Source organism: Allokutzneria sp. NRRL B-24872 (assembly GCF_002155965.1).
Taxonomy (GTDB): Bacteria; Actinomycetota; Actinomycetes; order Mycobacteriales; family Pseudonocardiaceae; genus Allokutzneria.
Genome location: NZ_MUMH01000067.1, coordinates 1 through 19,355 on the forward strand (window position 1 = coordinate 1; position 19,355 = coordinate 19,355).

Here is a 19,355-nt window from a genome sequence, read left to right on the forward strand (position 1 = left end):
CCAGCCAGCCAGCCAGCCAGCTTTGCAGCGCCGCGCCACGGTCAGGGGCGAGCATTCCACTGCCGCACCGGTACAGCGCGCGTCGTCGCGGCAGTTCGCCACTGGTGGTACAGATCCAGGTCAGGCTCCTCGACGAGCTCCCGGCCCAGCAAGCGCCCATCGTCGTCGAAGTCCAGGTGCACGACGGTGGTGCTGTCGAGAAGCCAAAAATCTCGTTGTGGCACAAGAACTTCTGGATGCACGGAGAGGTCGAGAACACGCACGTCCTCACCTGCGCGGACATTTCCGGGGATGCCCCAAGCGAGTTGATATCGCTGGTAGTCGGTCAGCGGCGGTGTCACCGCTCGCACCCTCGCGATGTTCTTGCCAGTGGCCGTCCAAGCCCGGATCGCTTGGTGCCAGTCGGCGTTGTGATCAGGTGGTTCGGGTTCTCCGGCAAGGAAGCGCGCGAGACCGGATTGCTCGGCGGGCATGGTGTAGGTGGGTTGAGCCTCCCATCGCCAGGCGGTCCGGGTGAACGATGTGAAGAGTGCCCGGTACGCCGGGCCGTCGAGTGCGGTCATCCTCTGTTCTGTCCCTCCGCGAGATCGAAGCGAACGAACTGCTCGTCCACTGTGGACTGTGAGGCGAGTTTGTCGCGAGCGATTGCAGCTAGCGCGGTGGCCTCGTGTCTGCGGTGAAGATCTACCGTGGCCACGTGTTCGAAGACCTCCGCCTGGAGGCGGTACCAGTCGCATAGCGCTTCAGGCGTCCGCATTTCGACGGGGTATCGAGCGAGCAACCATGGCCGGACGTCGTTGAGGCGAGCGGGCATGCTCGATTGCCGGGTGGTGGCCATGCGCACAGGAGAACGCAGACGGCAGGCCACTACCCGGACAAACTGTCCGGCTACTTCTGGGCGACAGCTCCGTTGACGGTGGAAAGCACTGCCGACCAGGGGAGTTCCTTGCTCGGAGAGTTGCGGGGTTCGTGCAACTGCCAAACGTCGTCGCCGTAGACGAGGTGAACGCCAGCCGCGCGAAGCGCCGCTAGGTGGTTGTTCCAGGCGGGGTGCCGGGCGTGCGCCGCGTTGATGCGCGGGAAAACGACGATCGGGAGGCCAAGAGTGCCGATGGCCTCGTTCACTTGCGTGAGGGCCTGGTTGTCGGCGAGCCCGAGAGCGAGTTTGGCGATGGTGTTCGCTGAAGCGGGCGCGACCACGTAGCAGTCGACGGGCGGGTGCGGGCTGCGTTCTCCGGGAGACCGAGGATCGATGCGAACGGACAGGCCGGTTGCGTTCTCGATCTCGGCGAGAGTTCCTGTTTCCGCGAGCCAACGTCCGGCAGTGGGGGTCAGCGTGACGCAGACCGTCCAGCCCGCTTCCATGGCTGGTCGAATCAGGCCGGGGAGCAGGTCCTCAACCCCGCCAGCACCGGAACCGACCACGCCGAGCACTCGGCCGGACATCCTCACTTCACCGCCCGGCAGCGTTCAGCGAATGCGAACAGAGGAGAGGACCTTGCCACTGGTGCCCGGCGACAAACCGCGCGGACGACCTGCCTCACCGCTGCGCTGTGGCGGACGATGCCAGGCGCTTTCTGTTCTGCGGTAAGGAGGATCTGCAATGCGTCATCGTCTTTCGCAACCAGGCTGAGCGCTCGTGCGACGTCGATCATGTGGCTGGCTTGCCGTTCGAGTGGGAGGTGCTCGGTGTTGACGTGCACCCCTGAGTCGGCTACCTGCCCGGCGTCGCCGAGATCGAGCGCGACGGACACGCGGTGCAAAGCGACGTTCGACGGGCCAAAACTGGTCAGCCAGTAGTTGGCGTCTCTGCCCAGGTCCGCAGCAGCGCGCTCCGCCCGGCTCAACAGCTCATCTGCCGTTGCCCGGTCCTGATGACGAGCGGCGGCGACGGCGGTGCGGAGGAACAGCATCCCGTAGAGGCTGAGCGCCGCTGGATCTCCAGCTTTCATCCGTGGGGCGAGCCAGCGAGCCGCTGCGTTGCCGAGTTCCAGCGCGTCTTCGAACCGCCCGACGGCGAGCAGTGCATGGGTTCCTGATCGGGCGGCGGATGCCAGCACGAGAGGATCTTCGGAGTCGTCGGCCGCCTGCATCGCCCGCTCCGCCGCAATCCAGGCGAGGTCAGCCTCACCGATCTTGCTCAGCGCTGTCGCAGCCAAGTGGTGAATTCGCGCGGACACCGCAGCGCATGAGCGCTTGTACGGCGGGTCGTCAGCCGAGGCCGCTTCGAGCCGTTGGGCCGCTTTGACCAGATTCGGCATGGCTGAGACCACTCGACCCAGGTCACCACGCTGATAGTCGGACCACACAGCCTCCGCCAGAGCCGCGACGGGAGCGGGGTCGACGTGGTCGGGCGAGCTTGACGAGGAGAACAGCGTCCGCGACAACCTGCGAGGCGCCATCAATGCATCGCGAATCGCCGGGACGTCATCGTGACATTCCTCGTCCTCCATGAGGACCGGCATACCGAGCAGATCGCCGAGCGTGACTCGAAGCGCCTTTGCCAGATCGGTGAGCACGTCCAAGCGACGGATCTCCCGTTCGCCTCGCTCGATCTTGCTCAGCCAGTCCTCGGACCGGTTGACGAGGTCCGCGAGCACGGCCTGCGACAGTCCACGGCGACGCCGGTAGAAGGCAATGCGCTCGCCGACATTGAGTTGATCGCCGCCGCCCCTCATCAGCTCAGGCTAGCAACAGACCAGCGGAATCACGTCGCTTCGTCCAGGCGAACGCGTGAAGATCGACGGTTATGGGGTCTGCGCGTGAGCTGTTGCTGGAGCGGTTTCGGTGGGTGGATGGTCACGCGGACATGTGGCCGGTGTTCCGTGACGGGCAAGCGTTCAAGGCGGTGATCGCGGCGTTGGTGGAACCGTTTCGTGGCAAGGGGATCACGGCGGTGTGCGGGATCGAGTCGCGGGGATTCCTGCTGGGCGGGGCGGCGGCGATGGAGCTCGGAGTGGGCTTTGTGGCGGTGCGCAAAGGCGCGGGGATGTTCCCGGGCGAGAAGCTGGTCAGGGAAACGGAGCCGGACTATCGCAAGATTCGGCACGCGTTGAGGCTTCAACGGGCGTCGGTGGGACAGGCCGATCGTCTGCTGCTGGTGGATGACTGGATACAGACGGGGAGCCAGGCGCTGGCTGTTCGCGAGTTGCTCGAAGAGGCGGGTGCGAAGTTGGCGGGTTGCTCGGTGGTCGTCGACGAGGCGAGCACGGATGTCAAGGCGGTGCTGGGGGAGTTCCACGCGCTTGTCGGCAGCGATGAACTGGGCCGGTAGGTCGCACCAAAGTGTCGATGTGCGCCGAAGTGATGGCGCGATGAGGCGTGAGCCGATAACTGTTGTGTCCCAGGGTAAAACCGACGCGGGGGAGCGGCGATGGCGAATCCCTACGAGATGTGCGATGGGTTCCACGTATTGACGGACACGCAAGCACATCGTTGGTGCACAACAGAGTTCCGGGCGGGGCGCACGACGACAGAGCGCTGGGTGGTGTGGGACAAGGTCGCGGCTGTCCCACAGGCGAAATGGGTGGGACCAGCTCCGATCGCGCCGCAGATCGCTGGAATCCTTGAAGCATCGGGGGAAATCGGAGCACTGCCGGTCTTCGTCGCCTACGCGATCCCGTTCCGTGACGCGGGCGGGGCGTCCTCCGGCGGTTTCCGGAGCGTGAAGGAGTACCAGGCGTGGGCGAAGTCCTTCGCGCAACTGGTCGGAGCGGCGCCCGCGGTGGTGCTCCTGGAGCCGGACACGCTGATCCACATGCCGGGCCTGACCGCGGAGCAGCGCAGGAATCGGTTGGCCTGCTTGACGTTCGCGGTTCAAGCCTTCAAGCAGTACGCGCCCAACACCTACGTGTACCTCGACGGCGGGGACGGCCGTTACAACTCGCCGGAGTCGCTGGCGCCGTGGCTTCGCCAAGCCGGTGTCGCTGACGCGCGCGGCTTCGCGGTCAACGTCTCGAACTACAACACCACGGAGATGTGCGAGTCCTTCGCGGCGGAATTGCGCGACCTCCTCGGCCTGCCAGACGTCGGCTTCGTCATCGACACTTCCCGCAACGGCAACGGCCCCCCGCCGGACTCCTACATCCACGCCAACCCGAGCACCTGGTGGGGCAATCCGCCGGGCCGGAAACTGGGGGACCGGCCGCAGTACCTGGGCGGCGTGAACGGCTTCGACGCGAAGCTGTGGGTGAAGTTGCCGGGGGAGTCGGACGGCCCCTTCGGTGTGGCGCCGCACAGCAGTTCGTCGGAGTTCCTGCCCCGCGTGGCCCAGGGGTTGTACTACGGGAGGTAGTCGCGCGGTTCAGGAAAATGCCCACAAACCGGTACCGCCCCCGGAGGGGAAGTCACGGCGTGGGTGGACTAACATCGCAGCCCTCACGCGGGGCTACGACGCGTGATGGGGATTCGGCCGTTCGTGGAGATGGGCCATCAAGGGGCAGTAGCTCAGCTGGTCAGAGCAGCAGACTCATAATCTGTCAGGTCGTGGGTTCGAGCCCCACCTGCCCCACCAGCTCCGTTGACGGCTACGGCCGCGGAGTCCGCAACTTCTTCAACCGTTCCCAGTCACCGCGTTCGCCGCCGCCGAGCAGCTTCCCCATCACCAGCATTTCCAGGAACAACGTTTCGTACGCGTCGTTCTGCCGCCGATACCTGTCGGTGTCGGACTCGACCCATGCTTCGGTGATCTGCCAGCCTTCGGGACGCTCGACGAAAACCGCCTCGTAGACGCCGTAGCCGGTCCATGACCGATGCAGGAAGAGCCGGTCCGCCTCGACCAGTGCCAACCAGCGCTCGTCCATGTGCCCCGCCGCTCGGCCCAGCCCGATCACCCGCATCTCCTCGGCGGTCCACACACGGGCCGGCGGCGGCAGGGCGACTGGCTGGGTGATCGGCTGGAGCGTCGGGAGCTGTTCCCGTTTCACGAGGTCGCGGGCGGTCATGGGCGCATGCTAGCTCCGAATCAGGGCGTCCACTGTGGACTCACGGTGCGAGCCAGCTCCTCAGTCGCTGAGCGAACCAGTCCGGTCGTTGCAGCGGGATGCCGTGACCGCACCCGTCGACGATCTCCAGTTCGCTCCCGGGGAGCGATTCGTTGAGCGAAAGCGCTGACTTCTTCATGAAACCGCGTTCGCCTGTGCCAGCGAGGATGAGCGCCGCGCCGGGAAACATCGCCCATCCCGGTGGCTCGGTGAACCGGATGTTCTCGCTGACGGTCGTGAGGAGCGTTTCCCTGGAGATGTGGGCAGAAGTACGGAGGTAGTCGCTCATCAGCGGCGCCGGTATGAACAACGCCGTTGCTTGCAGTTTCGCGAACCACTGGCGCTTCGCGAGCGGTGCCGAGGCGCTGAGAAGGCCGAGCGTCAACGCCGGTGCGCGTGTCGGTTTGGCTTGCGCGCTCACAACCGCGACTCGCTCCACGAGGTCGGGCCGACTCGCGGCCAGAAGAATCGCGAGCTGAGCCCCGAGGGAGAACCCGACGACAGTCACGGGCCGTTCAGTTTCCCGCTCGACAACGGATGCCAGCTCGCTCACCGTCTGGTCATGCGACACGTACCTTTCCGCAGAGCTTCGATCATGTCCGGGAAGGTCGGGGACGATGAGTCGAAGCCCTGCGGGAAGACGCTCCATCGTCGGTTCCCACATCCAGCCTGCAACGCCACCACCGTGCAGGAAGAGAACGGGGCGCGCGTCTTTTCCACCCGACGATCTGACGTACATGCTCTGCCCCCGCCGCTAGTCGATCCGGTTCACACGGTAGTGGTCGGCGATCTCGTCGCTGGTGGTCAGCCAGATGTCGGGCTGCGCGGCGAGGAACTCCAGCGCCTGGTCGAGGTACTTGGCGCGGAACGCCTGGCCGATCACGAAGGGGTGCAGCGCGAGCGCGAGGACGCGGCCGCTGTGCTCGGAGTCGGCGAGCAGCTGCTCGTACTGGTCCTTCACGATCTGCACGAAGTCCGGCCCGGTGAAGCTCTTGCCGAACAGGAGCAGGTCGTTGAGCTCGACGGTGTACGGGACGCTGATCAGGCCGGGCACCTTCAGCGGGTACGGCTGGTCGTCGTTGGTCCAGTCGAGCACGTAGTCGAGGCCGAGTTCGGCGAGCAGAGCCGGGGTGTTGGCGGTCTCGGTCAGGCCGGGACCCATCCACCCGCGCGGCCGTTGACCTGTCGCGGTGGCGATGGTGTCGATGACGTCGGTGAGGAACGCGCGCTCCTCCTCGACGGACATGCCGGTGTGCAGGATCGAGTTGGTCTTGCCGTGCGCGAGCCACGCCCAGTCCCGCTCGCGCCCGGCTTCGATGATCTGCGGGTAGTGCTCGGCGACGTCGGAGTTGAGCAGCACGCTCGCGCGGAACCCGTGCCGGTCAAGGCTTTGCATCGTGCGCCAGATGCCGACCCGGGTGCCGTAGTCGCGCCAGCCGTGGTTCAGCGGATCGGGTACGAGGTCGGCGGTGCCGGGCCAGATGCTGGTGGACGGGCGGCCGGGCAGGAAGTGCTCGACGTTGAGGCCGACGTAGGCGGCGACCTTGGCCCCGCCGGGCCAGGTGATCGGCGCGCGCTCGGTGATCGGGCTGTAGTCGTAGAGGTCGTTCGTCATGCGACCACGGTAAAATCTGACATCAGTGTCAGGTTCAAGTCCGAGGACGGCCGAGATGAAGATCGGTGAGCTCGCGCGCCGTACGGGTGTAAGCGAACGGTCGTTGCGCTACTACGAGCAGCAGGGATTGCTGGTCTCCGAGCGCACGCCGGGTGGTCAGCGCGACTACGCGGAGCGCGCGGTCGATCGGGTGATCCGCATCCAGGAACTGTTCGCGGCCGGGCTGAACAGCAAGAAGATCGCGCGTGTTCTGCCCTGCATGCGCGACGGCGACGGCGGGCCCTCGGAGATCGCCACCGGCAAGCTGGTCACCGAACTGGCCAAGGAGCGCGCGCGGATCGATCAGATGATCAACAGCTTGGTGAATTCCCGCGACGTGCTCGACGGGGTGATTGACGCGGCCTCGGAGGCAGAGCGCTAGCGCACGTGCTGAACGGGGGCAGAAATGGCGGTGGTGGCCCCGAAAAGCAGTGGTGCCACCACTCGCTGGACCGATCAGCAGGTGCCGATCTCCGAGGCGTAGACGGGCTCCTCGCGGCCCTGGAACGTGTCCCCGAGATTGGTGATCCCCGGACGCACACACACTTCGGCGATCCTGAAAACCGCTCGAACTTTCAGTTTCACGTGGTGTCCCTCGCAGTTGTTCCAGTGCAGCGCCCTGGGGAGGCCGTGGGTGGGGCCGTCGGGCGACCGGATGATGCCGCACGGTGCTGCTGGGGCGGCGGCCTCGGTCGCGCTCGCGATGACGGGCAGGGCGAGCGCGGTCGCTGCCGCGATCAGCGAGCCGGTGATCCAGTGGAGCGGGCGTGCGGCGGCCATCATTCCTCGCAAGTGATTGTTCGAAGGAGTGTCGAATTCGAGCGTGGCCACACCGGTTTTTTCGGGGAAGGCGATGTCGCTTTTTGGGAGAATTCGATTGGTGCGAGTTCTCTCAAACTGTGCGCCGTGACCTGTGGGATCTGCGGGCGGTGGCGGCCGAGATGGCGACGTGTTTGCCCTGAACGGGTGACCGGCGCCGACGAGTGCCGAACTGCCGCTTGTCCGATCGGGTGAGGAGCGGCGCGCGGGCTAACGAATCCGGGGACGGGACGAAACGCGGGGTACCGATCGAGGAGAAGGTGGGGGACATGGCGGCGGAGTCCTGGCACGCGGCACGGCTCATTCCGACCTCGGACGTCGGAGGTGTCGAGGAGCGGCAGCGGCGCTCGGTGTCCGCCCTGCTCGCGGTGCTCGCGGCGGTGCCGGAGTTCGGCGCGGCGTTCAGCGAGGTGCTGGGCGCGCCGTGCGGACGCGTCGAGTCCTTCGTGGACGTGCCTTTCCGGGTCGGCGAAGCGGTTTTCGTGCCGGGCGGGCTGATCCGGATCACCAGGGGAGCCTGTCGCTGGACGGCGTTGGTGGAGGTGAAGACCGGCGCGGACGTCATCCCGGCTGACCGGCTCGGCACGTGCCTGAGCCTGGCGCGGGAACAGGGCTTCGACGCGGTGCTCACCGTTTCCAACGAGGTCCCCGCTGTTCCGGCGCCACCTCTGTCCACAGTGGACGAAGCGCGGCGGCTCCAGATCTCCTGGTCGCAGCTGCTGTGCAAGGCGGTCGCGGTGCGGGCGGCGGTCAACGCGGAGCGCGCGTGGATTCTGGGCGAGCTGATCGGGTACTTGGAGCACCCGAACTCCGGCACCGTCGCGTTCGACGACATGGGCGAGGCGTGGGAGCCCGCACGCGCAGCGCTTGCCGCCGGCACGTTGCGCGCGGAGGACAACGCGGCGACGGAGGTCGCGGCCCGCTTCGACGAGCTATTGCGCTTCGCCAGCCTCCGGCTCGGGGTGGAGGCCACGCCTGCCTTGTCCCGCAAGGAAAGCGTCGATCCGCTGCTGCGCACGCGCACCCTCGCGGAGCGGCTCGCCGAGGACGGTTCGCTGGCCGGAGCCATCAGGATTCCGGGCAGCGCGGCGTTGTTGCACGTCAAAGCTGACCTGCGCGCGGACCGGCTCGCCTGCTACGTCGACATGGACGTGCCACGCGAGGGGCGGCCGACGACCAGGGTGAACTGGGTGGAGCGCCAGATCAGGAACGCGCCGTCGAGCGTGCGGGTCGAGCAGCAGCGGGAACTGCGCGCGTTCCGCATCTCGCAGGACTTCGCGATGGGCACCGGGCGCGCGGGATTCGTCGGCTCCGTGCTGAGCGCGGTCACCGCGTTCTACGCGGACGTCGTGCAGAACCTCCGGAAGCGCGCGGCGCCCGTGCCCAGGATGCGGTCCGGAGAAGCCGTCGCGGGCGCGTTGTAGTCCTGGCTAGAACCTCGGCGGGCGCTTGTCGAGGAACGCACGCACGCCCTCTGCGTACTCCGGACTGGTGTAGCTGGCCTCGAACAGTGCGTGCAGCTCGTCGTTCTCCGCGTGCAGGCCGTCGGTGATCCCGTTGACCACCGCCTTCGCGCCGCGCACGCTCACCTGGGCGCGAGTGGCCAGGACCTCGGCCAGCTCCTTGGCCCGCGCGGCGAGATCGGCCGCGGGGTGCACCTCGTTGACCAGCCCGATGCGCAGCGCGGTCGCCGCGTCGATCAGGTCGGCGGAGAACAGGATCTGCTTCGCCCACGCTGGCCCGACCGCTTCGACGAGTCGCTTGGTCGACATGAAGTGGTAGATGATGCCGAGCTTCGCCGGAGTGATGCCGAACCGCGCGTCCTCGGTGGCGATGCGGATGTCGCACGCCAGCGCGATCTCGCAGCCCCCGCCGACGCAGAACCCGGTGACCGCGGCGATCACGGGCTTGCTCAGCGAGGCGATCGCGCGCTCGCCCGCGTGCACGACCTCGCCGTAGGCGCGAGCCCCCTCCGCCCCCTTGCGCAACGTCTGGAACTCGCTGATGTCTGCGCCCGCCGAGAAGTTGTCGCCGCCCTGGACCACCAGGACCCGGACCGCGTCGTCGTGCTCCACCCGGTCCATCAGCCCGGGCAGCGCCGACCACATGGCGTGGCTCATCGCGTTGCGCTTGGCGGGGCGGTCGATGGTCAGGGTCGCCACCGCGCCGTCGACGGTCAGCTGGAGGTGCTCGCTCACCCGGCCACCGTATCTGGCGAGCCGGGCAGATAGCGGTGGAGTAACGCGGTTATGTACTTCCGTGCCTGGATGTGGGTGTGTGCCCATGCTCATGTGGACATTCGGGTGAAGCCGTTGGGTCAGCTAACGGAGCCTCTCTCCTGTCCGAAACGCCGACTGTTCCCGGAGAAAGAGGGCACCTCATGGCAGAAGAGTCCTGGCACGCGGCAAGGCTCATTCCGACCTCGGGCATCAGCGGCGCCGAAGAGCAGGAGCGGCGGGCCACCTCCGCGCTGCTCGCCGTCATGTCCATCGTGCGGGAGTTCGGCAGGGCTGTCGTGCAGCCCTTCGGCGCACCTGCCGGCCGGGTTGAGACCTTCATCGAGGTCCCGTTTCAGTTGGGAGAGAAGAAGTTCATTCCAGACGGTCTGGTCCGCGTCACGCGTGGTGGCCGCACGTGGACCGCGCTCGTGGAGGTCAAGACCGGCAACAACTCGCTTCACGCCGAACAGCTCGAGGCGTATCTCGATGTCGCGCGGGAACAGGGATTCGACGCGTTGCTGACGATATCCAACGAGATTCCAGCTGTTCCCGGCCAGCACCCGACCACGGTGGACAAGCGCAGGCTGCGCAAAGTCGCCCTGCACCATCTCTCCTGGTCTCAGCTGCTGTGCGAAGCGGTGATGCAGAAGGAACACCGCGGTGTCGCAGATCCCGAACAAGCGTGGATTCTGGGCGAGTTGATTCGCTACCTGGAGCACCCTCGTTCCGGAGCGATGATGTTCGACGACATGGGACCGTCGTGGGTGCCAGCACGGGAGGCTCTCGCCGCGGGCACGTTGCGAGCGACCGACAGCGCCGCTTCCGAGGTCGCGTTGCGCTTCGACGCGCTGGTGCGGTTCGCGTGCCTCCAACTCGGAAGGCAGTTGGGCGCTGAGGTCACGCCATCCTTGAGCCGCAAGGAGATTGCCGATCCTGGAACGCGGACGCAGGCACAAGCCGCGCAGCTGGCGTCCACCGGCGTGCTTGTGGGCGCGGTCCGGATTCCGGACACAGTGGGGGTCCTGCACATCACGGCGGATCTTCGCGCTGGTCAGGTCGTCTGCCACCTCGACGTGGACGCACCCAAGGAAGGACGCCCGACCACCCGCGTGAACTGGCTGGTTCGCCAGCTCAAGAACGCGCCGGAGACCGTGCGGGTGGAGAGCTTCTTGCTGCACTCCCGAGGGCAGGGCGCCGCTGAGCTGCTGCGCGACGTTCGGCTCCGACCAGAGCTGATGGTGGTCGACGCGAAGCGGGACCTCCGATCGTTCCGAATCGCACAGAGCTTCGCGATGGGAGCCAAACGCGGTTCCGGGCGCGGCGCGTTCATCGACTCGGTGCTCTCGGCGATCAACCAGTTCTACGAGGGCGTCGTGCAGAACCTCAAACCGTGGTCGGCGCAGCCGCCGCGCATCCGGCCGGACGAGTCCTTCGCACCGCCTGCGGAAGTGCCGGTCGCGCTCGTCTCCACCGCCCCGTCCTCCCAGGACGGAGCTGAGGCCGCACCTCCGCAATTTCCCACGGCTGGCGCCCTGTAACCCGGCGACGCTCGGTCGAGCCAGTCGTGGAGCACGGTCGCCGCCTGACGTCCGGCTACTGTGGAGCGCTGATCCCCACGCAGAGCAAGGCGTCCGGCGTCTTCGCCCTGCCGACGACGCGTCCGGTCCACGCGACGCCACCGACGTACTCCGTCTCCGCGCACTGGCCCTTGAAGCGCCCGTGCGCGAAGTCTCCGCCGCGCGCCGCTGCCGGACGGTTGTCGCCGCGGTCGAACCACACCGTCCTTCCGTTGGCGCCCAACGGTTGCCCAACCCGTTGGCACAGCACCGAGGACATGTCGGCGCCGCGCACCGCGTAGCCGGTCACCACGTGCCCCGGCGGGCACTGGAACTTGGTGTAGCCGCTCGCCCAGTCAGCGCCGACGTTGCGCTCATCGCGCACCACCTGCCGCCCCAGCGGATTCGCGTCGAGCCCCGCGTCGGTGCACAGGCCGCGACCGCCGGTCTGCGCGAGGCCGATGAGGCGCTGACCGTCCGGACAGGCGGCCTTGCGCGCGCCGGAGTCCCAGTCGGGCTCGGCGAGCGTCCGCGCCGACCGCACCGCGTCGCCGTGGTCCGGCGCGAGCACGCTCCACGCGTCGGACCTCGGCACCGGGCCGGTTCTCCCTTGCGCGCCAACGAGTCGGCGCCACGCAGGAGCCCGCCAGTCGTCGCCGTCGTCCACGCTCATCCGGTTGCCCGCGGCGTCCCAGTGCAGCATCGCCCAGCCGTTCCCGCGCCGGTCCTGGTGCCAGCCCACCAGCGGCCAGTACGCGAAGTCGGTGTCGTTGCGCACCAGGTGGTCCACGAAGTTCTCGAACCACGCGCGCGACTTCGGGTCGGTCTCCTCGCGCCCGCCCGAGCCGAACTCGCTGATCCACACCGGCGCCGTGAAGTGCTGACCGCTCTCCTGCGCCACGAAGAACGCCTGCCGGTCCAGGACGGCGAACAGCTCCTCGCGGCTGAAGTCGCGGTAGCGGGGGTCGCTGGTCTCGCCGATCCCGGTGGCACCGCTGTGGTTCGGGCCGGTGTAGCCGTAGAAGTGCGCCGAGTACACCAGTTTCCGCGACCGCACCAGGGTGTGCGAGAGCGTCCGGACCGGCTCCAGCGTCGGCCTGCCGTGCGGGAGCCCGTTGACGGGGAGGCCGAACCAGTTGATGCCCTCGATGACGATCAGGATGTCCGGGTTGGCCTCGGTCAGGATGCGGTCGGCCGCCCGCTGCGCCGCCGCGTGCCAGTCGTGTTCGTTGCCCCACCCCCAGTTCGGGTCGTCCAGGATGTTCCGACGGACCTCGTTGTACAGATCCGCACCGACAACCCGGGCGTTGGAGCGGTAGCGCTTGACCATCAGCAGCCAGTCGGCTTCCCACTTCTGGGTGGCCTGGCTGGTGTTCCACCTCTCGTTCCCGTCTACACCGCAACACCATCGGCTGGTGTTGGTGTGGTTGTTCAAGATCACCGCGAAGCCCGCCGCCGTCAGCGCATCGACCACGGCGTCGTAGACCTGGAGCGGGGTCTTCCCGCGCAGCGCGGGGTTCGCGCGCACGGCCGCGTCGGGAACGGGGCGGGTGTCGTGCACCATCTCGTTGGAGAACGGCAGCCGGACGCTGTTCAGCCCGATCCCCCGGAAGCTCTCGATCATCGCCGCCATCGGCGCGCGGTCCAGGCCGAGCGGGATCTGGTCGGACTTCTCTCCCGCGTGGTGGTTGGCCGGGTCGGCGACGTCGCCGGAGCCCTTCCACGTGCCGCTGGCCCCGTGCCAGTTCCCGGACTTCAGCTTGAAGCGATTGCCTGTCGCGTCAACGATGTAGCGCCCTTCGGTGTTCAACGGCGCGGTCCACGACACCGCCTCCGGAGCGGCCCGTGCCGGAGCGGCAACAGTCATCGATGCCAGCAACAGTCCCGCCACCAGGGCTCGCGTCAGCGCCATGCGGCGATCGTCCCGCCTGCGTGAGAGCGCGCACATCCGACGAACGGAGCTTTATTCACGTTCGTAGCTCGCGGCGAAGTGCTCCAGCGCCGCTGTCGTGCCCTCCCGGTCGCCGGTGGCCAGCAGGTCGAGCAGCAGTCCGCGCATCACGGCGAGGCCGAGCCGGGCTTCGGCGCGGGCGGTCGCCGGGTCGAGCCCCCAGTGCTCGGCGGCCCGAACGCCCGGCTCAAGCCAGTTCTCGACGACGCCGTCGAGTAGGGCGGTGGTGCCGGGGCGACCTTGCAGGGCCTGGCCGTAGATCTCGAAGAACAGGCGTTCGTGCGGCCACATCGACGGGTCGGACAGGCGTCGCCAGAACTCGCGGAGCACCTCGGCGGGTGATCCGGCGGAGTAGTGGTCGGCGAAGGCCTCGCGCTGGCGCAGTTCCACGGCGCGGATGACCTCGACGAGCAGCCCCTCCTTGGAGCTGAAGTGGTAGATCAGCATGCGGTGGCTCGTGCCGAGCGCGGTGGCCAGCTGGCGCAGGCTGAGATCGGTCAGGCCGTGCTCCGCCAGGTGCTCCACCGCCGCGTCGAGCAGCCGTTGCCGGGCCTCGCTCATCGCATCCCCTTGTCAGCCCGTGTACCAGTTGGTACATGTACCACATGGTTCACACTATCGAGGTCGAGCACTTCGCCGCCGCCGAGCCCTCCGTCGTCCACGGCCTGCTCCGCGACGGGGCGAGCTGGCCGACGTGGTCGCCGCTGGGCTCCTTCGAGCTGGAGCGGCCGGGGGAGACCGGGCGGGAGGGGGTCGGCGCGATCAGGGTCTTCCGCACCTGGCCGCTGCGCAGCCGCGAGCGGATCGTCGAGCTGGAGCGGGACCGGCGCCTCGCCTACGTGCTGGAGTCGGGACTGCCGATCCAGGGCTACCGGGCGCAGGTCGACCTGGAGCCGCGCGACGGGGGGACGGTGATCCGCTGGCGCTCGATCTTCAGTGCCAGGAGGCCGTTGCTGGGCCGTTTGGTCCATACCATGCTTGATCGTTTCATCCGCCGACTGGTCGCCGGTCTCGCGGCCGCCGCCGAGTCGGCGAGCGGGACCCGTACTATGGATGGCCACGGCCGCTGACCTGCGCAAACTCTGTGCGCAGCGTAATGGGTTGCACACGCATCGCAACGGTGCAACCTGAGTTGCTCGTCATGCGTCTTCTGTATGAAAAGCAACCCGGCGCGACGCGGCCCGGAGTAGCGTTGATCAGCGGGGCGGCCCTGTTTCCGGCCGACTGGAGAATGAGGAGCACCAGTGGGCCGACATCACCGTGCGTTCCGGTACCAACCGGAGCCCATTGTGACGCCGCCGCCGAAGTCCCAGGTCAAGCGCGCGCGCACGATGGGCGGCGCTCTGCTGCTCGCCCTGTTCTCCGCCGTGCTGCCCGGGTCCGGGCACCTCGTGCTGCGCCGCCGCGTCGGCTACTTCGTCCTCGGCCTGTTCCTGCTGCTGGTCGGCACGGGCGTCTACTACGCGCTCACCACCTCCACCGACGAGGTGCTGGAGTACGTCGCCTCCTCGGAGTTCCTGCTCTACGTCATGGGCGCGCTCGCGCTGGTGGCGGTGCTGTGGATCACGGTGGTCGTCAGCGCCTACGTGGCCGCGCTGCCGCGGCGCAGTGCCACGGGTCACCGCGTGCTCGGCGCGACCCTGGTCACGGTGCTCTGCCTCGCGGTCGCGACGCCGTTCGGCTACGCCGCCTACAACCTCGACGCCCACCGCAACCTGCTGGACACCGTCTTCCCCTCCGGCTCCGCGGGCGCCAACAGCCAGGCGGCGGACGTGAAGGGCTTCCGCAAGCCGCGGATCAACGTGCTGCTGCTCGGCAGTGACGCGGGCGCTGACCGGATCGGCACCCGCACCGACACGATGATGACCGCGAGCATCGACACCAAGACCGGCAGGACCACGCTGTTCGCGTTGCCCCGCAACACGCAGAACGCGCTGTTCCCGCCCGGCTCGAAGCTGGCGAAGCAGTTCCCGAACGGCTTCACCGACCCGCGCAGCCCGAACTCCTCGGAGTACCTGCTCAACGCCATGTACAAGTACGGCAACGAGCACCCCGACGCGGTCCCGCCCGGCGGGCCGAGCAAGATCGCCGGGCTGAACCTGCTGTGGTCCTCCATCGGCACCATGCTCGGCCTGGAGCTGGACTACTACGTGCAGGTCAACATGGAGGGCTTCGCCTCGATCATCGACGCGCTCGGCGGGCTGGACGTCAACGTCGGCCCGCACCGGGTGCCGATGGGCGGCATCGGCCCGTTCGGCGAGGTCGTCAAGCCCTTCGGCTACATCGAGGCCGGTCGCCAGCACCTCACCGGCGACCAGGCGCTGTGGTTCGCCCGCTCCCGCACCAACACCGACGACTACACGCGGATGGGCCGGCAGCGCTGCCTGATCAAGTACGTGGTCGAGCAGAACCCGCCGTCGAAGATCCTCAACAACTTCCGCAGCGTTGCCGAGGCGACCAGCGCCAACGTGGCGACGAACATCCCGCAGGACGTCCTGCCCGCGCTGCTCCAGCTGGCCATGAAGATCAAGGAACAGCCGCTGGAGAGCATCTCGTTCGACCCGAACCTGCCCAACCCGAGGGCCAAGGACGGCAAGTTCGACACCGCGCGCCCGGACTACGCGTTCATGAAGCAGGTCGTGCAGGCCGCGATCAGCCCGCCGCCGAACCCGCACGCCGCGCCGGTTCCCGGCACCACCACGACCACGGTCCCGCCGACCACCACCACGAAGGCGGGCGGCAAGACCACCACCGGTAGGCCCGGCGGCTCGGTCAATCCGTCCTCGGCCCCCGCGACGTCGCTCGACGACGCCTGCGCCGCCTGACCCGAGCGGTCAGCGGTAGCGCCGGAGCTCCTCGGGGTCGTGGGCGCTGAAGATCTCGATCTCGGCGCCGTGGTTGGCGGCCAGCTCCTGGAGGCGGTCGCGGTTGGCCCGGCGTTCGGCGTGGTCGGTTCCCACCGCGTACTGGAAGTACTTGAGGCCCGGAGTGCAGTGCGGCCGCCTCGGGTCGATCTCGCCCCGGTAGAAGTAGGCGTCTCCGGCGTGCAACAGCCACCGTGAGCCGTCGCGGATCGCCACGGCGCTGTGCCCTCTCGTGTGCCCGGCGAGCGGGACGAGCAGGAGGTCCTCGCCCAGGCCGTCGAGCCCGCGCACCGCGTCGAAGCCGAACCAGCGGTCGCCGCCCGCGCGGTAGGTCGTCCAGTCCGGGCCGTGCGCCCACTGCTCGGTGAGGTAGCGGCGGCGCTCGGGGAGGCTGAGCTCGCCGCTGACCGTGGCCAGTTCGTCGGCGTGCACGTGCACCTTCGCCCACGGGAAGTCGCGCAGGCCGCCCGCGTGGTCGTAGTCGAGGTGCGTCAGCACGACGTGCCGGACGTCCTCCGGGGCGAAGCCGAGGGCGCGCACCTGCTCCACCGCGGTCTCCGAGCGCCGCAGCGACGGTCGCATGAAGCGGCGGAACTCGGCGGTGGTGTCCCACGGGCGGGAGCCGACGCCGGTGTCGACCAGGACGAGCCCGGTGCCCGTCTCGACCAGCAGGCAGTGGCAGACCAGCTCGGCGCGGTCGAAGAGCCCGCCGTCGCCGTTGACCAGCCTGCGCAGGGGCGGGGCCAGGCTGCCGCAGTTCAGGTGGTGGACGCGCATGCGCCCGAATATATAACGAACGGTCTAGCTAGAGAGCGGGCCGCCCCGTCCCTGGAGCGGGACGGGGCGACCGCAGGGGCGCGCTCAGGAACTGGCTCAGTACTGGGCGCCGCACTGGGTGCAGACGAGTCGCCCGTTGTACCGGACGACCTCGCCGTCGCACTTCGAACAGGTACCGACGTGGTCAGTGGCGTACATCGCTCACCTCTGGAACGGATCTCGACTGGGGTGCCCTGCAGGGGTGACGTCCCCGAGTCCGATCCGTGACGTGACGCGAGCGGATGACTACTTTCTGTCTGGGTAACTTCAGCCCGGCTCGGGCGCGTCCAGCGTCGCCTCGATGTCCAGCGTGATGGTGATCTGGTCGCTGACCAGCTGCCCTCCGCCGGGCAGGCGGGCGTCGAAGCTCAGCCCGAACTCGCGCCGCCGGATCGTGGTGTGCGCGCTGAACCCCGCCCGGGTCACCCCGCTGTAGGGGTCCTCGATGATCCCGTTGAAGGTCAGCTTCAACCGCACCGGCTTGGTGTGCCCGTGCATCGCCAGCTCGCCGTCCACCAGGAAGTCGGTGTCGTGGGCGTGCACGGCCGAGGAGCGGAACTCCATCGTCGGGTAGGTCTCGGACTCCAGGAACTCCGAGGAGGCGAGGCTGCGGTCCCGCTTCACGCTGCCGGTGTCCAGCGAGGTCGCGTCGATGATCGCGCGCACCGCGGACTGCTCGACGGTCTCACCGGTGAAGACCTTGCCGACGAAGCGCCGGAACCGGCCGTGCACCTTGCCGACGGCCATGTGCCTTGCGGTGAACAGGACGCTGGAGTGCTCCTGGTCGATGGACCAGAACCCGCTGCGATATCCCGCGACCTCAGGTGTCGTCATCCGCCCCGCCCTCCGTTGTCGATCACCCGAAAGGGGGGATCTTGGCGAACGGGGCGGTCACGCGCAAGGGCGACTCAGACCGATCTCAGTTCGGTTCGGCACTGGTCGGCGACCAGCTGCTCGAGCGACGAGCTCTTCGGCTGCCAGCCCAGCTTGCCGCGCAGCCTGCCGTTGTCGGCCATCAGCTTGGGGGCCTCGCCCGGGTGCGCCGGGTGGTGGGTGACCGCGAGCTTGCGGCCGGTGAGCTTGCGCGCGGTCTCCAGGATCGAGGACACGCTGGCCGGGGTGGCGCCGACGTTGAACACCCGGTGGGTGCCCGTCTCGCACGCCTCCAGCGCCAGCAGCACCGCCCGCGCCACGTCGTTGACGTGCACGAAGTCCCTGATCGCCGAACCGTCGCCGTAGACGTCGACCCGACGGGCCCTTCCGGCGGCGACCGCGGCGACCTTGGGGATGATCCGCGAACCGTCCGGGTCCCCGGTCTCGCCGACCGCTCCGGCGATGTTGAAGATCCGCAGGCTGACCGCGCCGAGCTGGCCGGTCGCGCACTGCCAGGCGATGGCCTGCTCGGCGGCCAGCTTGGAGGCGGCGTAGGGGTTGCGCGGGTCCGGCGGCGCGTCCTCGTCGATCGGCTGCCGCTTGGGCACGCCGTAGACGCTGCCGGTGGAGGCGAAGACCAGGCGCGCGGGCGGGGCGTCCCCGCCGGAGATCGCCAGCGCCTCCATCAGGTTCAACGTGCCCGCGACGTTGACCCGGTAGTACCTGGTCGGGTGTGCGAAGGCCTCGCGGACCCTGGTCAGCCCGGCCAGGTGCACCACGGCGTCCACATCGGAGGTCGCCAGCACCAGGGAGTGGAAGTCCAGCAGGTCACCCCGCCGCCACTCCACCCTGGAGAAACCGCGCGGCTGGTGCCGGTGCACGAGGCCGACGACCTCGTGGCCCTCGGCGTCGAGCAACCGCACCGCGACGCGGCCCAGGTACCCGCTCGCCCCCGTGACCAGAATCCGCATGACATCCCCGCACATCCACCGCTGTGACGCTCCCGACAGCGCCGCCGAGGAGTATGCCCGTACGGCGACAGGCGGTTTGGAACCACCCGTCGCCGGGGAAAACCGCGACGCGTGGAACCGATCTCAGGCAGGGCTGTTGGTCACGGTGAACAGCGAGGTCACGCCCGCGATCTCCAGGATGCGCAGTGCGTACTTGCTCAGGTGCGTCAGCTCCAGCTCGCCCCCGGCCTCCTTGGCCGACTCGCGCGCCCTGACCAGCGCGCTGAGGCAGGCGGAGTCGAAGAAGGAGACACCGGAGAAGTCCACGGTGAGCCGGGTGGCGCCAGCCGTGAGCAGTCGCGCGACCTCGGCGTCCAGCTGCGGGGCCCCCGCGTAGTCGATCTCACCGACCAGCTTGATCCGCCCGGCCGTGCCCTCGACCTCGCCGTGCACGGAGCTGCCGATGCCGGCCTCGGCAGCGTCGCTCACCGGCTGCGTGGGGTTGTTGCTCGTCATCCTGAACTCCCGCTGAGGTCGTCTTCCACCGTGCCACTGCCCGGACATTCCCGGCAGTTTTCTACAGAGGTGTCCCGCCGGGGCCGAGTTGAACCCCGAAGAGGCACTCCGAATATGTTTGCCGTAAGACAAACATACCCGTCGTACGCAGTGAG

At 68.2% G+C, this 19,355-nt stretch carries 22 protein-coding genes and 1 tRNA gene; 8 read left to right on the forward strand and 15 right to left on the reverse strand.

Features of this window, described 5'->3' with window-relative positions; genetic code table 11:
- Positions 1–41: 41 nt before the first annotated feature.
- From CCN37_RS18440 to CCN37_RS18450, 4 genes are read right to left on the reverse strand one after another with little or no spacing between them, the layout of a single operon-like run.
- Positions 42–563 (reverse strand): DUF6879 family protein, encoded by a 522-nt coding sequence (locus CCN37_RS18440; protein WP_086822331.1) that lies wholly within the window; start codon positions 561–563, stop codon positions 42–44.
- Positions 560–838: an AMED_5909 family protein gene (locus CCN37_RS42395; protein ID WP_371504493.1), complete on the reverse strand. Its 279-nt coding sequence runs from the start codon at positions 836–838 to the stop codon at positions 560–562. The genes CCN37_RS18440 and CCN37_RS42395 overlap by 4 nt, the downstream gene beginning before the upstream one ends.
- 50 nt (positions 839–888) lie before the next feature.
- Positions 889–1,446, reverse strand: a complete 558-nt coding sequence (locus CCN37_RS18445; RefSeq protein WP_086822335.1) for a flavoprotein — start codon at positions 1,444–1,446, stop codon at positions 889–891.
- Between the two features lie 2 nt (positions 1,447–1,448).
- A complete protein-coding gene (locus tag CCN37_RS18450) occupies positions 1,449–2,678 on the reverse strand; it encodes a helix-turn-helix domain-containing protein (RefSeq protein WP_086822338.1) in 1,230 nt (409 codons plus the stop codon).
- A 131-nt stretch (positions 2,679–2,809) separates the two neighbouring features.
- On the opposite strand from CCN37_RS18450, the gene CCN37_RS18455 reads away from it, so the two are divergent.
- From CCN37_RS18455 to CCN37_RS18465, 3 genes are all read left to right on the forward strand, one after another.
- Complete coding sequence (locus tag CCN37_RS18455) at positions 2,810–3,274, forward strand: phosphoribosyltransferase family protein (protein WP_246843123.1); 465 nt, start codon at positions 2,810–2,812, stop codon at positions 3,272–3,274.
- 117 nt (positions 3,275–3,391) lie between these two features.
- Positions 3,392–4,294 carry a glycoside hydrolase family 6 protein gene (locus CCN37_RS18460; protein ID WP_256388054.1) on the forward strand — a complete coding sequence of 301 codons (903 nt, stop codon included), beginning with the start codon at positions 3,392–3,394 and terminating at the stop codon, positions 4,292–4,294.
- Between the two features lie 141 nt (positions 4,295–4,435).
- Positions 4,436–4,513 (forward strand) — tRNA-Ile (locus CCN37_RS18465).
- Between the two features lie 13 nt (positions 4,514–4,526).
- Here the strand turns inward: CCN37_RS18465 and CCN37_RS18470 are convergent.
- From CCN37_RS18470 to CCN37_RS18480, 3 genes are read right to left on the reverse strand one after another with little or no spacing between them, the layout of a single operon-like run.
- Complete coding sequence (locus CCN37_RS18470) at positions 4,527–4,943, reverse strand: hypothetical protein (RefSeq protein WP_086822347.1); 417 nt, start codon at positions 4,941–4,943, stop codon at positions 4,527–4,529.
- A gap of 40 nt (positions 4,944–4,983) precedes the next feature.
- Positions 4,984–5,721: an alpha/beta fold hydrolase gene (locus CCN37_RS18475; RefSeq protein ID WP_086822350.1), complete on the reverse strand. Its 738-nt coding sequence runs from the start codon at positions 5,719–5,721 to the stop codon at positions 4,984–4,986.
- Between the two features lie 15 nt (positions 5,722–5,736).
- Positions 5,737–6,597 (reverse strand): polysaccharide deacetylase family protein, encoded by an 861-nt coding sequence (locus CCN37_RS18480; RefSeq protein ID WP_086822353.1) that lies wholly within the window; start codon positions 6,595–6,597, stop codon positions 5,737–5,739.
- 55 nt (positions 6,598–6,652) lie between these two features.
- Here CCN37_RS18480 and CCN37_RS18485 point away from each other — a divergent pair, with 55 nt between their 5' ends.
- Positions 6,653–7,018: a MerR family transcriptional regulator gene (locus CCN37_RS18485; RefSeq protein WP_086822356.1), complete on the forward strand. Its 366-nt coding sequence runs from the start codon at positions 6,653–6,655 to the stop codon at positions 7,016–7,018.
- 74 nt (positions 7,019–7,092) lie between these two features.
- Here CCN37_RS18485 and CCN37_RS18490 read toward each other — a convergent pair whose 3' ends face one another.
- Entirely contained in the window at positions 7,093–7,467 is a 375-nt protein-coding gene (locus CCN37_RS18490) for a hypothetical protein (protein WP_143261670.1), read from the reverse strand.
- A gap of 257 nt (positions 7,468–7,724) precedes the next feature.
- On the opposite strand from CCN37_RS18490, the gene CCN37_RS18495 reads away from it, so the two are divergent.
- A complete protein-coding gene (locus CCN37_RS18495) occupies positions 7,725–8,879 on the forward strand; it encodes a hypothetical protein (protein WP_086822363.1) in 1,155 nt (384 codons plus the stop codon).
- Positions 8,880–8,885: 6 nt separating this feature from the next.
- Here CCN37_RS18495 and CCN37_RS18500 read toward each other — a convergent pair whose 3' ends face one another.
- A complete protein-coding gene (locus tag CCN37_RS18500; protein ID WP_086822366.1) occupies positions 8,886–9,653 on the reverse strand; it encodes an enoyl-CoA hydratase/isomerase family protein in 768 nt (255 codons plus the stop codon).
- A 182-nt stretch (positions 9,654–9,835) separates the two neighbouring features.
- Between CCN37_RS18500 and CCN37_RS18505 the strand changes: the two genes are divergently transcribed.
- A complete protein-coding gene (locus tag CCN37_RS18505; RefSeq protein WP_086822369.1) occupies positions 9,836–11,212 on the forward strand; it encodes a stress response protein in 1,377 nt (458 codons plus the stop codon).
- A gap of 55 nt (positions 11,213–11,267) precedes the next feature.
- Here CCN37_RS18505 and CCN37_RS18510 read toward each other — a convergent pair whose 3' ends face one another.
- The gene (locus CCN37_RS18510) at positions 11,268–13,142 is read right to left on the reverse strand and encodes a glycoside hydrolase family 5 protein (protein ID WP_086822373.1); all 1,875 of its coding nucleotides are present in this window, start codon (positions 13,140–13,142) and stop codon (positions 11,268–11,270) included.
- Positions 13,143–13,193: 51 nt separating this feature from the next.
- A complete protein-coding gene (locus tag CCN37_RS18515) occupies positions 13,194–13,742 on the reverse strand; it encodes a TetR/AcrR family transcriptional regulator (RefSeq protein ID WP_086822377.1) in 549 nt (182 codons plus the stop codon).
- Between the two features lie 44 nt (positions 13,743–13,786).
- On the opposite strand from CCN37_RS18515, the gene CCN37_RS18520 reads away from it, so the two are divergent.
- Positions 13,787–14,251, forward strand: coding sequence for an SRPBCC family protein (locus CCN37_RS18520; RefSeq protein ID WP_086822381.1), 465 nt, complete (start codon positions 13,787–13,789; stop codon positions 14,249–14,251).
- 219 nt (positions 14,252–14,470) lie between these two features.
- On the forward strand, positions 14,471–16,006 hold the full coding sequence (locus tag CCN37_RS18525) for an LCP family protein (protein WP_086822384.1): 1,536 nt from the start codon (positions 14,471–14,473) through the stop codon (positions 16,004–16,006).
- 9 nt (positions 16,007–16,015) lie between these two features.
- Here the strand turns inward: CCN37_RS18525 and CCN37_RS18530 are convergent, their stop codons facing one another.
- The 4 genes from CCN37_RS18530 to CCN37_RS18545 form a co-directional block, all read right to left on the reverse strand.
- Positions 16,016–16,822 (reverse strand): MBL fold metallo-hydrolase, encoded by an 807-nt coding sequence (locus tag CCN37_RS18530; RefSeq protein ID WP_086822388.1) that lies wholly within the window; start codon positions 16,820–16,822, stop codon positions 16,016–16,018.
- Between the two features lie 306 nt (positions 16,823–17,128).
- Complete coding sequence (locus tag CCN37_RS18535; RefSeq protein WP_086822392.1) at positions 17,129–17,695, reverse strand: YceI family protein; 567 nt, start codon at positions 17,693–17,695, stop codon at positions 17,129–17,131.
- A 74-nt stretch (positions 17,696–17,769) separates the two neighbouring features.
- Positions 17,770–18,705 carry an NAD-dependent epimerase/dehydratase family protein gene (locus CCN37_RS18540; protein ID WP_086822395.1) on the reverse strand — a complete coding sequence of 312 codons (936 nt, stop codon included), beginning with the start codon at positions 18,703–18,705 and terminating at the stop codon, positions 17,770–17,772.
- Positions 18,706–18,828: 123 nt separating this feature from the next.
- Positions 18,829–19,200 (reverse strand): STAS domain-containing protein, encoded by a 372-nt coding sequence (locus CCN37_RS18545; protein WP_086822398.1) that lies wholly within the window; start codon positions 19,198–19,200, stop codon positions 18,829–18,831.
- Positions 19,201–19,355 lie beyond the last annotated feature (155 nt).

What these genes read in the sequence shown, in the direction of transcription:
- CCN37_RS18440 (WP_086822331.1), bottom strand. Translation starts at nt 563, where the DNA reads ATGACCGCACTCGACGGCCCGGCGTACCGGGCACTCTTCACATCGTTC.
- CCN37_RS42395 (WP_371504493.1), bottom strand. Translation starts at nt 838, where the DNA reads ATGGCCACCACCCGGCAATCGAGCATGCCCGCTCGCCTCAACGACGTC.
- CCN37_RS18445 (WP_086822335.1), bottom strand. Translation starts at nt 1,446, where the DNA reads ATGTCCGGCCGAGTGCTCGGCGTGGTCGGTTCCGGTGCTGGCGGGGTT.
- CCN37_RS18450 (WP_086822338.1), bottom strand. Translation starts at nt 2,678, where the DNA reads ATGAGGGGCGGCGGCGATCAACTCAATGTCGGCGAGCGCATTGCCTTC.
- CCN37_RS18455 (WP_246843123.1), top strand. Translation starts at nt 2,810, where the DNA reads ATGTGGCCGGTGTTCCGTGACGGGCAAGCGTTCAAGGCGGTGATCGCG.
- CCN37_RS18460 (WP_256388054.1), top strand. Translation starts at nt 3,392, where the DNA reads ATGTGCGATGGGTTCCACGTATTGACGGACACGCAAGCACATCGTTGG.
- CCN37_RS18470 (WP_086822347.1), bottom strand. Translation starts at nt 4,943, where the DNA reads ATGACCGCCCGCGACCTCGTGAAACGGGAACAGCTCCCGACGCTCCAG.
- CCN37_RS18475 (WP_086822350.1), bottom strand. Translation starts at nt 5,721, where the DNA reads ATGTACGTCAGATCGTCGGGTGGAAAAGACGCGCGCCCCGTTCTCTTC.
- CCN37_RS18480 (WP_086822353.1), bottom strand. Translation starts at nt 6,597, where the DNA reads ATGACGAACGACCTCTACGACTACAGCCCGATCACCGAGCGCGCGCCG.
- CCN37_RS18485 (WP_086822356.1), top strand. Translation starts at nt 6,653, where the DNA reads ATGAAGATCGGTGAGCTCGCGCGCCGTACGGGTGTAAGCGAACGGTCG.
- CCN37_RS18495 (WP_086822363.1), top strand. Translation starts at nt 7,725, where the DNA reads ATGGCGGCGGAGTCCTGGCACGCGGCACGGCTCATTCCGACCTCGGAC.
- CCN37_RS18505 (WP_086822369.1), top strand. Translation starts at nt 9,836, where the DNA reads ATGGCAGAAGAGTCCTGGCACGCGGCAAGGCTCATTCCGACCTCGGGC.
- CCN37_RS18510 (WP_086822373.1), bottom strand. Translation starts at nt 13,142, where the DNA reads ATGGCGCTGACGCGAGCCCTGGTGGCGGGACTGTTGCTGGCATCGATG.
- CCN37_RS18515 (WP_086822377.1), bottom strand. Translation starts at nt 13,742, where the DNA reads ATGAGCGAGGCCCGGCAACGGCTGCTCGACGCGGCGGTGGAGCACCTG.
- CCN37_RS18520 (WP_086822381.1), top strand. Translation starts at nt 13,787, where the DNA reads ATGGTTCACACTATCGAGGTCGAGCACTTCGCCGCCGCCGAGCCCTCC.
- CCN37_RS18530 (WP_086822388.1), bottom strand. Translation starts at nt 16,822, where the DNA reads ATGCGCGTCCACCACCTGAACTGCGGCAGCCTGGCCCCGCCCCTGCGC.
- CCN37_RS18535 (WP_086822392.1), bottom strand. Translation starts at nt 17,695, where the DNA reads ATGACGACACCTGAGGTCGCGGGATATCGCAGCGGGTTCTGGTCCATC.
- CCN37_RS18540 (WP_086822395.1), bottom strand. Translation starts at nt 18,705, where the DNA reads ATGCGGATTCTGGTCACGGGGGCGAGCGGGTACCTGGGCCGCGTCGCG.
- CCN37_RS18545 (WP_086822398.1), bottom strand. Translation starts at nt 19,200, where the DNA reads ATGACGAGCAACAACCCCACGCAGCCGGTGAGCGACGCTGCCGAGGCC.